This is a genomic window from Paraglaciecola mesophila, from assembly GCF_009906955.1.
GTDB classification, from domain to species: Bacteria; Pseudomonadota; Gammaproteobacteria; order Enterobacterales; family Alteromonadaceae; genus Paraglaciecola; species Paraglaciecola mesophila_A.
On the sequence record NZ_CP047656.1, the window covers coordinates 2,314,340 to 2,330,064 of the forward strand.

11 protein-coding genes and 1 tRNA gene are annotated in these 15,725 nt (G+C 44.2%); all 12 read right to left on the minus strand.

What is annotated here, in order from left to right:
- Nucleotide 1: 1 nt before the first annotated feature.
- Nucleotides 2-472 carry a 30S ribosomal protein S7 gene (gene rpsG, locus FX988_RS09795; RefSeq protein WP_160179543.1) on the minus strand — a complete coding sequence of 157 codons (471 nt, stop codon included), beginning with the start codon at nt 470-472 and terminating at the stop codon, nt 2-4.
- A 76-nt stretch (nt 473-548) separates the two neighbouring features.
- A complete protein-coding gene (gene rpsL, locus FX988_RS09800; protein WP_006992809.1) occupies nt 549-923 on the minus strand; it encodes a 30S ribosomal protein S12 in 375 nt (124 codons plus the stop codon).
- 209 nt (nt 924-1,132) lie between these two features.
- Nucleotides 1,133-5,320 (minus strand): DNA-directed RNA polymerase subunit beta', encoded by a 4,188-nt coding sequence (gene rpoC, locus FX988_RS09805; protein ID WP_160179544.1) that lies wholly within the window; start codon nt 5,318-5,320, stop codon nt 1,133-1,135.
- 90 nt (nt 5,321-5,410) lie between these two features.
- On the minus strand, nt 5,411-9,439 hold the full coding sequence (gene rpoB, locus FX988_RS09810; protein WP_160179545.1) for a DNA-directed RNA polymerase subunit beta: 4,029 nt from the start codon (nt 9,437-9,439) through the stop codon (nt 5,411-5,413).
- Nucleotides 9,440-9,716: 277 nt separating this feature from the next.
- Nucleotides 9,717-10,088, minus strand: a complete 372-nt coding sequence (gene rplL / locus FX988_RS09815) for a 50S ribosomal protein L7/L12 (protein ID WP_007990135.1) — start codon at nt 10,086-10,088, stop codon at nt 9,717-9,719.
- Between the two features lie 55 nt (nt 10,089-10,143).
- Complete coding sequence (gene rplJ, locus FX988_RS09820; protein WP_160179546.1) at nt 10,144-10,662, minus strand: 50S ribosomal protein L10; 519 nt, start codon at nt 10,660-10,662, stop codon at nt 10,144-10,146.
- Between the two features lie 366 nt (nt 10,663-11,028).
- Nucleotides 11,029-11,730 carry a 50S ribosomal protein L1 gene (gene rplA, locus FX988_RS09825; protein WP_007990139.1) on the minus strand — a complete coding sequence of 234 codons (702 nt, stop codon included), beginning with the start codon at nt 11,728-11,730 and terminating at the stop codon, nt 11,029-11,031.
- Nucleotides 11,731-11,733: 3 nt separating this feature from the next.
- Nucleotides 11,734-12,162, minus strand: coding sequence for a 50S ribosomal protein L11 (gene rplK, locus FX988_RS09830; RefSeq protein ID WP_007990141.1), 429 nt, complete (start codon nt 12,160-12,162; stop codon nt 11,734-11,736).
- Between the two features lie 402 nt (nt 12,163-12,564).
- Nucleotides 12,565-13,137: a transcription termination/antitermination protein NusG gene (gene nusG, locus FX988_RS09835; protein ID WP_007990143.1), complete on the minus strand. Its 573-nt coding sequence runs from the start codon at nt 13,135-13,137 to the stop codon at nt 12,565-12,567.
- Between the two features lie 2 nt (nt 13,138-13,139).
- A complete protein-coding gene (gene secE / locus FX988_RS09840; RefSeq protein ID WP_006992801.1) occupies nt 13,140-13,517 on the minus strand; it encodes a preprotein translocase subunit SecE in 378 nt (125 codons plus the stop codon).
- A gap of 80 nt (nt 13,518-13,597) precedes the next feature.
- Nucleotides 13,598-13,674: transfer RNA gene (locus FX988_RS09845), tRNA-Trp, on the minus strand.
- A gap of 200 nt (nt 13,675-13,874) precedes the next feature.
- Complete coding sequence (locus FX988_RS09850; RefSeq protein WP_160179547.1) at nt 13,875-15,716, minus strand: ABC transporter ATP-binding protein; 1,842 nt, start codon at nt 15,714-15,716, stop codon at nt 13,875-13,877.
- Nucleotides 15,717-15,725: the final 9 nt, after the last annotated feature.

Below are 15,725 nucleotides of genomic sequence, written 5' to 3' on the forward strand. Positions count from 1 at the left end.
ATTACCAGCGGTAGTGAGCGAAGGCTTTGTTGGCTTCGGCCATACGGTGAACGTCTTCACGTTTCTTAACCGCAGAACCTTTGTTTTCTGCAGCGTCGAGCATTTCAGCTGCAAGGCGTTGAGCCATTGATTTTTCACCACGTTTACGAGCAGCGTCAACTAACCAGCGCATACCTAGGGCATTACGACGAACAGGACGAACTTCTACTGGTACTTGGTACGTAGAACCACCCACACGGCGAGATTTAACCTCTACCGTAGGACGAATGTTGTCCAATGCATCTTCGAAAATGTCTAGATGTGACTTGCCAGCTTTTTCAGCAACAATGTCGAGTGCACCGTAAACGATTTTTTCAGCAGTCGATTTTTTGCCATCTAACATGACGACATTCATAAATTTTGCAAGTAACTGCGATCCGAACTTAGGATCCGGTAGGATTTTGCGTTGACCTACAACTCTTCTTCTTGGCATCTTAATTCTCCGTAGAATTCAGGGGTATCCCAAAACTCAATTAATACTTTAGTTTGGCCTTACTAACGGAGAACCGTTAAGACTTAGGCCTTTTTGCGCCGTACTTAGAACGGGCTTGTTTACGTGAACTTACACCTGCGCAGTCTAATGTACCGCGAACAGTGTGGTAACGAACACCTGGTAAATCTTTAACACGACCACCACGGATAAGAACAACACTGTGCTCTTGTAGGTTATGGCCTTCACCACCGATGTATGAAGAAACTTCAAAACCGTTGGTCAAACGAACACGACAAACTTTACGTAATGCAGAGTTTGGCTTCTTTGGAGTGGTGGTATATACACGAGTACATACACCACGGCGTTGTGGACAGGCCTGCAATGCCGCTACGTTGCTCTTCGCATCGGGCTTTTGGCGTGGCTTGCGCACTAACTGGTTAACTGTTGCCATTAACTAGCTCCTGGTTAAAATTACGACTGATAATATCCTTACATAGGATATAAAACGCGAAAAATCCGCGACCCAATATCTGTTACCAAATTTCGGGTCGCGGAAGTCTAATGACCAAAGTTTGACCTGTCAAGCTAGAACACCAATAAAGACAGATTAATGCCTAAATTGATGTTCTTGCCATCTGGGTTAACAGATGATCTTATTCTTTACTCATCAGATGATGGCGTATCCATAACTTCAGCATTGAGTGCTTCAGTTAACGCTTGCTCAGCATCTGCCGCAGATACAGATAGTTCTTCAACTTCCTGACGCTCTGCTAGTTTTCTTGCAGTTCGTTTTTGGTGATACGCAAAACCGGTACCGGCTGGAATCAAACGACCTACAATAACGTTCTCTTTCAAGCCACGTAATTCGTCTTCTTTACCTTGCACTGCTGCTTCAGTAAGTACACGAGTTGTTTCTTGGAAAGATGCCGCTGAGATAAATGACTCAGTGGACAACGATGCTTTCGTGATACCCAATAACTGTGTTTCGTACTGAGCAGGGATTTTGCCTTGCTTTTCCAATTCACGGTTAGCGATTTTCACGTTTGAAACTTCTACTTGCTCACCCTCTAGGAAGTTACTGTCACCTGCGTAAGTGATAAGACACTTACGTAGCATTTGACGAATAACCACTTCGATATGCTTATCGTTAATTTTTACCCCTTGGAGGCGATAAACTTCTTGTACTTCATTAACGATATAGTTAGAAACAGCACTGATACCACGTAGACGTAAGATGTCATGGGGTGACTCTGGGCCATCGGCAATAACTTCACCTTTCTCAACGTTTTCACCTTCGAATACGTTAAGTTGACGCCACTTAGGAATCATCTCTTCGTATGCATCAGCATCTTTCGGCGTGATAACAAGACGTTTCTTACCTTTGGTTTCTTTACCCCAACCAATGGTACCTGAGACTTCAGCTAAGATAGCGGGCTCTTTAGGCTTACGCGCTTCAAACAAGTCAGCAACCCGTGGAAGACCGCCGGTAATATCACGTGTCTTCGAGCTTTCCTGAGGAATACGCGCTAACACATCACCAGGCTTAGCCTGCATACCGTCGGTTGCTTCAATCGTGGTGAAACTGGGTAAACGAATCTCTTGTAACCCGTGCTCATCACTTTCTAGGATTAGCTTAGGCTCTTTGGCATTCGCTTTAGATAAGTCATTGACAACGATACGTGTTAGACCCGTTAACTCATCCTGTTGCATTTCAGTGTTACTGTCATCGATATCAGCAAAGCTGATTTTCGCCTGACGCTCAGTAACGATTGGATGCGAATGTGGGTCCCAGTTAGCGACAACTTCGCCACTGGTAACAGTTGAATTATCGTCAGTCGTTAAGATTGCACCGTAAGGCACTTTATAACGCTCTTTCTCACGACCTTGATCATCAATGATGGTGATCTCAGTTGAACGAGAAACGATAACCACTTTATCGTCTGTGTTGCGAACATACTTAGCATTATGCAATTTCAATGTACCAGTGGTTTTCACCTGTACGCTGTTTTCTGCAGATGCTCGTGATGCCGCCCCACCGATGTGGAACGTACGCATGGTAAGCTGTGTACCTGGCTCACCGATTGATTGTGCTGCAATAACACCAACCGCTTCACCATGACCAACCATGTGACCACGTGCAAGGTCACGACCGTAACACTTAGCACAAACACCGAAGTCATTTTCACAGGTGATAACCGAGCGAACCATAATTTGGTCAACTGAATTGGCTTCAAGCATGTCTACTAGTGCTTCGTCTAGTAATACGTTACGTTCAACCAATACTTCGTTGGTGCCTGGCTTCAAGACGTCTTCAGCAACGGTACGACCTAGTACACGTTCGCGAAGCGGCTCAACAACGTCACCACCTTCGATTAACGGTGTCATTTTAACACCTTCGAATGTGCCACAATCTTCGTTATTGATAACCAAATCTTGTGCAACATCAACCAAACGACGCGTCAAGTAACCTGAGTTCGCTGTTTTCAATGCAGTATCGGCCAAACCTTTACGAGCACCGTGAGTCGAAATAAAGTACTGAAGTACGTTTAGACCTTCGCGGAAGTTAGCCGTAATAGGTGTTTCGATGATTGAACCATCTGGTTTCGCCATCAGACCACGCATACCCGCCAACTGACGAATCTGAGCGGCACTACCACGCGCTCCAGAATCGGCCATCATGTAAACAGAGTTGAAAGAATCTTGTTCTTCCATTTCACCGTCACGATTCATAACCGTTTCTTTCGATAAGTTTGACATCATCGCCTTAGCGACTTTTTCGTTGGCGTTAGACCAGATATCAATTACTTTGTTGTAACGCTCACCCGCTGTAACAAGACCAGATTGGAATTGCTCTTGAATTTCACGTACTTCAGCTTCTGCGCCTTCGATAATATCTTTCTTAGCGTCAGGAATAACCATGTCATCAATACCAACAGACGCACCCGCGATCATCGCGTAATGAAAACCGGTATACATGATTTGGTCAGCCGCAATAACGGTGTCTTTCAAACCAAGTGTACGGTAACAAGCATTCAACAAGCGTGAAATTTGCTTTTTACCCATGGCCTGGTTGATTAGCTCGAAAGGCAAACCTTTAGGCAAAATCAACGAGAAGATTGCGCGCCCAACAGTGGTATCTGTTAAGGTCACTTTTTCAGTTTTTGAACCATCTTCAGCAACATCATACTCAGTAATACGTACTTTAACGCGAGCATGAAGTTCAGCATTACCTGTGCGGTAGGCTTTTTCAGCTTCATGCGGGCTAGTAAATACCATTGCTTCGCCAAGACCATTTACACGGTCACGCGTTAGATAGTAAAGACCCAATACAACATCCTGTGAAGGAACGATGATAGGCTCACCATTCGCGGGTGATAAGATGTTGTTAGTTGACATCATTAACGCACGTGCTTCTAGCTGTGCTTCGATTGTCAACGGAACGTGTACCGCCATTTGGTCACCATCGAAGTCGGCGTTATAAGCCGCACATACTAATGGGTGCAATTGGATCGCTTTACCTTCGATTAGGGTTGGCTCAAACGCCTGAATACCCAAACGGTGAAGTGTAGGCGCACGGTTAAGTAATACAGGGTGTTCACGAATAACTTCGTCTAGAACGTCCCATACTTCCGGGTCTTCACGTTCAACTAATTTTTTAGCGGCTTTAATAGTGGTCGCTAATCCGCGCCCTTCTAGCTTTCCGTAGATGAACGGTTTGAACAACTCAAGCGCCATCTTCTTAGGAAGACCACACTGGTGCAAACGTAGAGTAGGACCAACGGTAATAACCGAACGGCCTGAATAATCTACACGTTTACCCAATAAGTTTTGACGGAAACGACCTTGTTTACCTTTGATCATATCAGCCAAAGATTTAAGAGGACGTTTGTTTGAGCCTGTGATAGCACGACCACGACGACCGTTATCTAACAAGGCATCAACCGCTTCTTGTAACATACGTTTTTCGTTGCGCACGATAATGTCAGGCGCAGCAAGGTCAAGTAGACGCTTCAAACGGTTGTTACGGTTAATCACTCGACGATACAAATCGTTCAAGTCAGATGTTGCAAAACGACCACCATCAAGCGGTACCAACGGACGTAAGTCAGGTGGTAATACAGGTAAAACAGTCAGGATCATCCATTCTGGCTTGTTGCCAGATAACTGGAATGATTCAAGCAATTTCAGGCGCTTAGTGATTTTCTTGCGGCGCGTTTCTGAGTTAATGCTAGGCAATTCTTCACGCATAGCAGCAACATCAGCATCAACGTCTAAGGCTTTAAGCAATTCAAAAACCGCTTCAGCACCCATCTTCGCTTCAAATTCGTCGCCATGCTCTTCTAACGCGTCCAAGTATTCTTCTTCTGAAAGAAGTTGGCTGCGCTCAAGCGTTGTCATGCCTGGCTCGGCAACAACATATGATTCAAAATAAAGCACACGTTCGATATCACGAAGTGTCATATCAAGCATCAAGCCGATACGTGACGGTAATGATTTAAGGAACCATATATGTGCAACTGGGCTTGCCAGTTCAATGTGGCCCATACGCTCACGACGTACTTTGGTTAACGTTACTTCAACGCCACATTTTTCACATATAACACCACGATGCTTAAGGCGCTTATATTTGCCACATAAACACTCGTAGTCTTTAACCGGTCCAAAAATACGCGCACAGAATAAGCCATCACGCTCAGGCTTAAATGTACGGTAGTTAATGGTTTCTGGCTTCTTAACTTCACCAAAAGACCATGAACGGATCATGTCAGGTGACGCAAGACCAATTCGGATATTATCGAATTCTTCGGACTTGTGTTGTTGTTTAAGAAACTTTAATAAGTCTTTCACATTACTCTCCCAGCGGAGTCAGTTGAAAAAGCCTGATGGATGGGTTAACACCCATCAGACTATCCTGTCTATAAGCACTGCAGACGCGGCTTATTGTTCTTCCAGCTCGATGTTGATACCCAGTGAGCGAATCTCTTTCAACAATACGTTGAATGATTCAGGCATACCAGGTTCCATGCGATGGTCGCCGTCGACGATGTTTTTGTACATCTTAGTACGACCATTCACGTCATCAGATTTCACTGTCAACATTTCTTGCAAGGTATAAGCTGCACCGTATGCTTCAAGTGCCCATACTTCCATCTCACCGAAGCGCTGACCACCGAATTGAGCTTTACCACCCAACGGCTGCTGTGTAACCAAGCTGTACGAACCAGTTGAACGAGCATGCATTTTGTCATCAACCAAGTGATTCAGTTTCAACATATACATGTAGCCTACAGTAACTGGACGTTCAAATTCACGTCCTGTACGGCCGTCAAACAAAGCGATTTGTCCACTTTCAGGAAGATCAGCAAGCGTAAGCATATGTTTGATTTCAGCTTCAGTAGCACCATCAAATACTGGTGTTGCCATAGGCACACCTTTACGCAAGTTATCCGCAAGACGGGTAATTTCGTCATCGCTGAAGCTATCAAGATCCACTTCTTGGTCAGTTGTGCCTGCACCGTAGACTTCTTTGAGGAAGCCACGTAGCTTAGCCATCTCTTCATGCTCTTTGAGCATGCGATCGATTTTCACACCAATACCGTGAGCAGCCATACCAAGGTGAGTCTCAAGGATCTGACCGATGTTCATACGTGACGGTACACCCAACGGGTTCAATACGATGTCTACCGGCGTACCGTTTACATCGTAAGGCATATCTTCAACTGGTTTAATGGTTGAAATAACACCTTTGTTACCGTGACGACCAGCCATCTTATCACCAGGTTGAATTTGACGTTTAACGGCCAAGTAAACCTTAACGATTTTAAGCACGCCTGGTTGAAGATCATCGCCTTGAGTGATCTTGCGTCGCTTGATTTCAAACTTCTTATCGAAGTCAGCTTTGATTTCAACAAACTGCTCAGCGATTTGATCAAGCTCAGTTTGAGCATCTTCATCTGTTAGCGTCAGGTCGAACCATTTTTCCCGCTGAGCAGACTCTAAACGTGACTCTTCAATACCTGATTTAAGCAACAAGTTTTTAGCACGAGCGAAGATACCATCAGCAAGAATATTGAATTCGTCTGATAAATCTTTCTTCACTTGACGTAACTGCATGCCTTCAATTTCAAGTGCACGCTTGTCTTTTTCTACGCCATCACGAGTAAATACCTGTACGTCAATCACAGTACCGCGAACGCTGTTCGGTACGCGCAGTGAAGTATCTTTAACGTCTGATGCTTTTTCACCGAAGATAGCTCGTAAAAGTTTCTCTTCTGGGGTGAGTTGCGTTTCACCTTTAGGCGTAACTTTACCCACTAAGATGTCGCCACCTTTCACTTCAGCACCGATGTAAACAACACCTGATTCATCCAATTTACCTAGCGCAGATTCGCCTACGTTCGGAATATCAGAACTGATTTCTTCAGGCCCTAACTTGGTATCACGTGCCACACAGCTCAATTCTTGAATATGAATTGTGGTGAAACGATCTTCCATAGCAACGCGCTCAGAGATCAAGATTGAATCTTCGAAGTTGTAACCGTTCCAAGGCATGAATGCGATACGCATATTTTGCCCTAGTGCTAGCTCACCTAAATCTGTAGATGGGCCGTCAGCCAGTACGTCGCCAGCAACAATCGGCTCACCAACGTTACATGTTGGGCGCTGGTTGATACAGGTATTCTGGTTAGAACGGGTGTACTTGGTTAAGTTGTAGATATCGATGCCCGCTTCGCCGGCAACAGTTTCTTCTTCATTAACTTTTATAACAATACGGCTTGCATCTACGTAGTCGACTCGTCCACCACGTTTAGCAACAACAGTCACGCCAGAATCAACGGCAACTGTTTTCTCCATACCGGTACCAACTAGAGGCTTGTCAGCGATAAGCGTTGGTACTGCTTGACGTTGCATGTTCGCACCCATCAAAGCTCGGTTAGCATCATCGTGTTCTAGGAATGGGATAATGCTGGCAGCGATTGAAACGATCTGCTGCGGAGATACATCCATGTAGGTGATCTCAGAGCTTTCTTTCAATGTCGTTTCACCACGGTGACGACAAGGGATCAAATCATCAGCAAGGCGACCGTTCTCATCAAGCGCAACGTTTGCCTGTGCGATTGAGAATTGACCTTCTTCGATTGCTGATAAGTAATCAATTTCGTCAGTCACTACACCGTCAACGATTTTACGGTATGGTGTTTCAAGGAAACCAAAATCATTGGTACGAGCAAAGCTCGCCAATGAGTTGATCAAACCGATGTTTGGTCCCTCAGGTGTTTCGATTGGGCATACACGACCATAGTGAGTCGGGTGTACATCTCGTACTTCAAAGCCCGCACGCTCACGTGTTAGACCGCCTGGGCCTAAGGCTGAAATACGACGTTTATGGGTTACTTCAGATAACGGGTTGTTCTGATCCATAAACTGTGACAACTGGCTTGAACCAAAGAACTCTTTCACTGCTGCCGAAATAGGCTTAGCGTTAATCAAGTCTTGAGGCATAACCGCATCTAAATCGCCTAAGCTTAAACGTTCCTTAACGGCACGCTCAACACGCACTAGACCAACACGGAATTGGTTTTCAGCCATTTCGCCAACAGAGCGAATACGACGGTTACCCAAGTGATCGATATCATCGACGTCGTCTTTACCGTCACGAATAGTGATCAGTTGCTTCATTACGTCAACGATGTCGTCTTTGTCTAATGTACCAGCACCGATTGATGTCTCGCGACCTAAACGACGGTTGAACTTCATACGTCCAACAGACGATAAATCATAACGATCGTCTGAGAAGAACAAGTTCTGGAACAATGTCTCAGCAGCATCCTTAGTAGGCGGCTCACCAGGACGCATCATACGATAAATTTCAACCAAGGCTTCTAAGCGGTTAGTTGAGCTATCAATGCGCAAGGTATCTGAGATATAGGCACCGTGATCAAGCTCATTGATGTACAAAGTTTCAAACGTTGTATATCCAGCTTCTTTTAGGGCCAACACGTTTTCAAGCGTCAATATATCGTTGGCAGCAACCACTAATTCGCCTGTTTCCTGATCCACGTAATCGCAGGCGTAAACACGGCCAATAAGGTATTCTGCAGGGACTTCCAGTTCAACAATACCGGCTTTTTCTAATGCGCGGGTATGACGAGCTGAAATACGACGGCCTGCTTCTACAAGCACATTGCCATCAGAGTCTAAAATATCGAATTGCGCAGTTTCACCACGAAGGCGATCTGGCACGATATCAGACATAAAACGATTACCGTCAATACGTACTTGGTTCTTCTCAAAGAACATTCCAAGTATTTCTTCAGTCGGTATTTCTAATGCACGTAGCATAATAGTCGCTGGCAATTTGCGGCGTCTATCGATACGAACATAAAGGTTATCTTTAGGGTCAAATTCAAAGTCTAACCACGAACCACGGTAAGGAATAACGCGCGCGTTATATAACACTTTACCTGATGAGTGAGTTTTACCTTTATCGTGATCAAAGAATACGCCTGGCGAACGGTGTAACTGAGATACGATGACTCGCTCAGTACCGTTAATGACGAAAGTTCCATTTTCAGTCATGAGCGGAATTTCGCCCATGTAAACTTCTTGCTCTTTGATGTCTTTTACTGTGCCTGGTGCTGCTTCACGATCGAACAACACTAAACGCAACTTAACACGCAAAGGCGCTGAAAAGGTAACACCACGGATTTGACATTCTTTTACGTCAAATACGGGCTCACCTAAACGGTAACTTACGTACTGTAATTCTGCGTTACCAGAGTAACTTTTTATTGGGAAAACTGATCGAAATGCTGCTTCCAGTCCATGCTGACCATCGACGTCAAGGTCAATAAACTTTTTAAAAGAATCTAGCTGGATTGAAAGTAGATACGGTATTTCCAATACCTGTGGGCGTTTGCCAAAATCCTTACGGATACGTTTCTTTTCGCTATAAGAGTAAACCATGGGTTCCTCAGCCTGCCGATTTTTGACCCAACTTGCTAAATAGATTGTCTATAAAGCAAACTTCCAGCACCCTTTATTTTACACTTTAACCGTTTACCAAAGTCATTAAGAGGCTTACTTAACTTATTGGTTTTATTTAGGTTTAAATGTAATTTGCGCTAACAAATAGAATAAATTTTAAAGGATGAAAATACTTTATCCTACAGCGCAAAAAGGCTGGTGATTATAAAATCACCAGCCTAAGCCTTTTCAGGCTAGTAATCTGTCGTTAGACAGATTACTTAAGCTCAACTTCAGCGCCAGCTTCTTCAAGCGTCTTCTTAAGTTCTTCAGCTTCTTCTTTAGCAACGCCTTCTTTAATCGCTTTCGGAGCAGCTTCAACTACTTCTTTAGCTTCTTTCAAGCCAAGACCAGTTGCGCCACGTACCGCTTTGATTACAGCAACTTTGTTACCACCGAAAGATGTCAAAACAACATCGAATTCAGTTTGTTCTGCAGCAGCTTCACCAGCAGCAGCAGGAGCAGCGGCAGCAACAGCAGCAGTCGCTGTTACACCGAATTTTTCTTCTGCAGCTTCGATAAGCTCAACAAGGTCCATTACTGGCATTTCAGCAATTGCGTTTAAAATATCTTCTTTGGTTAGAGCCATTTCTCTAAACTCCTGGGTTTAATGATTAAAAATTTAAATGTACAAAGGAACCAAATTATTTGGTTTCTTTGATCGCCGCCAATACACGCACAAACTTGGAAGGAACTTCGTTGATAGTTTGAACGAATTTCCCAACAGGTGCTTTGAAGGTTGCAAGTAGTTTTGCAAGCGCTTCGTCGCGGGTAGGCAATGCTGCTACTGCGTCCAACTTCTCTGGACCCAAAAGACCACTACCAATAGAAAGGGCAGTTACGTTTAACTTGTCATTCGTTTTAGCGAAATCTTTAAAAAGACGCGCCGCACCACCAGGTGCTTCAATCGAAAATCCGTAAATTAACGGACCAGTTAAGGCACTTTCCAAATCAGCAAACTGAGTGTCGGCTAAGGCACGTTTTGCTAGAGTGTTTCTTACTACTTTAAGAAATACGCCTTGCTCACGAGCTTTAACACGAAGTTCAGTTAGTTCTGATACTTCCATACCACGGTATTCAGCAACGGCAACGGATAGAGCTTGAGATGCTACTTCGCTTACTTCTGCGACGATCTCTTTCTTTGCTGCTAAGCCTAGTGCCACTGTGTTCACCTTCTTTAAGTCTGAAAAGCCTATTACTTAATAACACTTTTCAGGATTCACAGATTGATAAAACGCTCAATATGGGTTACCCAACAATGAATATTTTACCGCTCTACGGTGTTCGTTAATCCCAGAGAGTCTGAGTCGAAATCACCGTCTGCGCAGGCTATTGTTTTAAGTAAAGCATTTATGATCATTCAATCAGTGTGGCTGCTCTCTTACTTCAGTCACTGCTTTACGCCTGCGGTCTTGGACGGGAGTCATATATTGAAAACAATAATGACTCCAACCCATACCTTTCTAGAGAGAATAAGTAACCGATATTTCAGTCACTTACAAGTGCCTTAGTAAAACTAAGGCAAAAAATTAGCTTGCTGCAGTCAGACTAGCTTGGTCGATGGTAATACCCGCGCCCATAGTCGTGCTTAAGCTAATTTTCTTGATATATACGCCTTTAGCCGATGAAGGCTTAGCTTTCTTAACTGCTTCGATTAGCGCAGCTAAGTTTTCTTCGATTTGGTTGCTTTCAAAAGCAATCTTACCGATGCTAGCGTGAATGATACCATTCTTATCGTTACGGTAGCGAACCTGACCCGCTTTAGCGTTTTTAACCGCTGTAGCAACATCTGGCGTCACTGTACCTGTTTTAGGGTTAGGCATTAAACCACGTGGGCCTAAGATTTGACCTAACATACCTACAACACGCATGGCATCAGGAGAAGCAACAACAACGTCGAAGTTCATTTCGCCTTTTTTCACTTGCTCAGCTAAGTCTTCCATACCAACGATGTCAGCACCAGCTTCTTTAGCGGCTTCAGCGTTTGCACCTTGAGTGAAAACAGCAACACGTACTTCTTTACCAGTACCGTTAGGTAGCACTGTTGCGCCACGTACGTTTTGGTCAGATTTACGTGCGTCGATGCCAAGCTTTACAGCTACATCAACACTTTCAGCGAATTTTGCAGTAGCAAACTCTTTCAACAAAGAAACTGCTTCGTTGAATTCATATTCTTTAGTCGCTTCAACTTTTTCACGTATAAGACGAGCGCGTTTAGTTAATTTAGCCATTTCTTATCCCTCTACTACCAAGCCCATGCTGCGTGCAGAGCCAGCGATGGTACGAACAGCTGCTTCTAAATCAGCTGCAGTTAGATCTGGTTCTTTCGCTTTAGCAATTTCTTCTAGTTGCGCAAGCGTCACTTTACCCACTTTTTCAGTGTTAGGACGACCAGAACCACTTTTGATACCAGCCGCTTTCTTAAGCATATAAGAAGCAGGTGATGTCTTAGTAACGAAGGTAAAAGAACGGTCTTCGTAAACAGTAATTTCTACTGGAACGGGAGAACCTTTTTCCATGTCACCTGTTTTAGCGTTGAATGCTTTACAGAATTCCATGATGTTAACGCCTTTAGCACCTAACGCAGGGCCAACTGGCGGACTAGGGTTAGCAGCACCAGCCGCAACCTGTAACTTGATAATGCCTGTGACTTTTTTAGCCATGATAATACTCTCAATTAATGGGTCAAACGCCTCGCAAACACTGAGAATGTTTGCTTAATTGGCTCCCCGTTCAACAAAAAGGGCCGCGAATTATAGACGACTTATTAGCCCTTCGCAACCATTATGTACGAACTTTATCCAATTAGTTACGCTCGTCACTTTTGAATAAATTTGCCTTAAAAACAAAAAAAGATGCCCTATTGAGCATCTTTGTTTTAATTTCTTCGACGCCATCCTTGGCGCTCGGTACCAGTCAAACCATCCGAATTTTCGAAACATCGGTGTGTTAACAAAAAAGACAGCCTAGCGCTGTCTCTTCGTTCACTTCCTGTGGCAGGTTCCAGCCCGACATCCCTGCCGGTCGTGCAAGCGGCGAAAGCTAAGCTTCCGAAAGCCCCGCTTTTACCCCTTCTCGACTTGGCCGAATTCTAGTTCTACTGGTGTTGAACGACCGAAAATAAGTACTGAAACTTTTAAGCGGCTCTTTTCATAATCCACTTCTTCAACCACACCGTTAAAGTCAGCAAAAGGACCATCAGTAACACGAACCACTTCGCCTGGTTCGAATAACGTTTTCGGTTTAGGCTTATCAACGCCTTCTTCAAGACGGTTCAAAATCGCGTTCGCTTCTTTATTAGTAATGGGCGCTGGGCGATCAGATGTACCACCTATGAATCCAAGCACGCGAGGTACACTTTTTACCAAGTGCCACGAATCTTCATTCATATCCATTTGTACTAACACGTAACCAGGGAAAAATTTACGCTCACTTTTACGCTGTTGACCAGAACGCATTTCAATGACTTCTTCGGTCGGAACTAAGATTTCACCGAAATAATCTTCCATCTCATGCATTTTAATGTATTCAAGAAGTGTCTTTTTCACGCGCCCTTCATATTGAGAGAAAGCCTGAACTACATACCACTTTTTATCTGACTTTTCTGGCACGTCTGGATTTTCTGTAACTTCTGACATGATTAAATTCCTAAGCCGGTGATGAAAGAAACTAACTGTACAATAATGAGGTCAAGCCCCCAAAGCACGAGTGACATGAAAGCAGTAGCAACTAAAACGATGATAGTCGTTTGCGTTGCTTCTTGGCGAGTTGGCCACACTACTTTCCGTACTTCTGTGCGAGCATCTTTAGCGAATGTCAAAAAGCTGCTACCTTTTTCCGTTGATGCGGCAATAAAACCGGCAACAAGAACAGCTGCGACCACACCAAGTGCGCGATAAAGTACTGATATATCTTCATAGATGGAATTTGCTGCAACAGCACCACCTAACAAAACCAAAACAACTAGCCATTTAACTAAGTCTAATGGATTTGAACTATTTTCCGCTTTTTCGCTCATGCTATTACCTAATACTAACTTAATCGCGACGTTATCAATGGGACAATCGTCTGCCTATACACTTAGTTTCATGCCAAAAGTGGCAGGGGTGGAGGGACTCGAACCCCCAGCCATCGGTTTTGGAGACCGCTGTTCTACCAATTGGAACTACACCCCTAAAATACTGCTTTAACCCTTCAACTACCATCTAGTTGGAGAGATTAAATTTGCTTACACCATCCTTGTGACGTCTTAGATTTTTGTGGAAAAATTTAGAATCACCAATAAGGAGGGAGGCGTATTATACTTATTAGTCCGTGTTATACAAGATGCAAACAAGGATAAAGCATACCGTCAAAGTATGCTTTATCGAATACATCATTCCACGCCGATAAAACCGCCGGTTTGGTGAGCCCACAACTTGGCATAAATTCCTTGCAGCGCGAGTAATTCATTATGTGTGCCTGACTCTACTATTCGCCCTTCATCTAGTACCAATAATCTATCCATCTGCGCAATCGTAGACAACCGGTGGGCAATCGCAAGCACAGTTTTCTGTTCCATGACTTTATTCAAGCACTCTTGTATTGCTGCTTCTACTTCTGAATCTAGTGCTGAGGTAGCCTCGTCTAAAATAAGAATGGGGGCATCTTTGAGCATCACTCTTGCTATCGCAATTCGCTGGCGTTGCCCCCCAGAAAGCTTCACGCCCCTTTCACCAACTTGTGCGTCATAGCCTGTTTGACCGTGTAAATCAGATAAATTCTGAATGAACTCATGAGACTCAGCCTGCTTAGCAGCGGCTAGCATCTCCTCTTCGCTCGCCCCTAAGCGCCCGTATAGAATGTTGTCTCTTACCGAGCGATGCAGCAAGGAAGTGTCTTGGGTCACCATACTAATATGCGAGCGTAGACTCTCTTGGCTAATTTCGCTGACATCTTGCCCATCAATCAGTATTTTACCGCTTTGCACGTCAAAGAAACGCAAGAGTAAATTGACTAGTGTTGATTTACCCGCGCCAGAGCGCCCTACTAAGCCGACTTTTTCTCCAGGCTTAATATCAATATTTAAGTTATTGAATACTTCAATTTGCTTGTTGTCAGGCCCTGGATAATGGAAGCACACATCAGCAAAGGTAATCGCCCCACCACTGACATTAAGCGGCTGAGCATTCACAACATCTTTAACTGCCGTTGGCTTAGACAAGGTGTTAATGCCGTCTTGTACCGTACCGATATTCTCAAAAAGTGACGACACCTCCCACATGATCCACTGAGACATACCGTTTAAACGTAAGCATAACGTAATGGCAATGGCGATATCCCCTGGGGTTACGATTTGTTCTAACCAAAGAAAGATAGCTAAGGTACTGATTGAGAAAACAAGCAACGCATTACTAAACCACACACAGGTATTTAGCAATGTCACCAAGCGCATTTGCGGGTGCACAGTTTGTAAGAAGCCATTCATGCCCTCATAGGCGTAATCCGCTTCGCGACTGGTATGAGAGAAAAGCTTCACCGTGGCGATATTGCTATAACTGTCTACGATTCTACCTGTCATCACACTGCGTGCGTCGGCTTGTCGTTGAGCGACGCGCTTCAAACGCGGCACAAAATAGCGAAGCACGCAGATATAAACACATAACCAAATAATTAATGGTAAGCTCAAGCGCCAATCAATAGTAAAGACCATGACGACTATGCTAAGAAAGTAAACACTGATATAAACCAGCAAATTCAGCAATTGCATTACTGACTGACGAACAGACAATGCCGTTTGCATCACTTTCGTTGCTATGCGTCCTGCGAATTCATTTTGGAAAAAACTCACGCTCTGGCCAATCAGATACCTATGTGCTTGCCAACGAATTCGCATGGGATAGTTGCCCATCAGAGTCTGATGGTTAATCAATGATTGCAATGCCACGCAGCTAGGTAAGATGATCAGTACAACTGCCCCCATCCATATCAAACTGCTTTTTTCTTCAGCTAAAAACGTGTCGGGTTCTTTAGAAGCCAACCAATCAACTAACTGCCCCACAAAGCCAAATAATGACACTTCTAACATAGCAATGGCGGCCGCAAGTATGGATACAGCAAAAATCGCTGGCCACATGCCTTTGGAGTAATAACGACAAAACGCCACCAACCCTTTAGGGGGCTGCTCAGGCATGTCTTGAGGAAACGGCTCTACCAACCGTTCAAAAAATGAGAACATATCAACAAC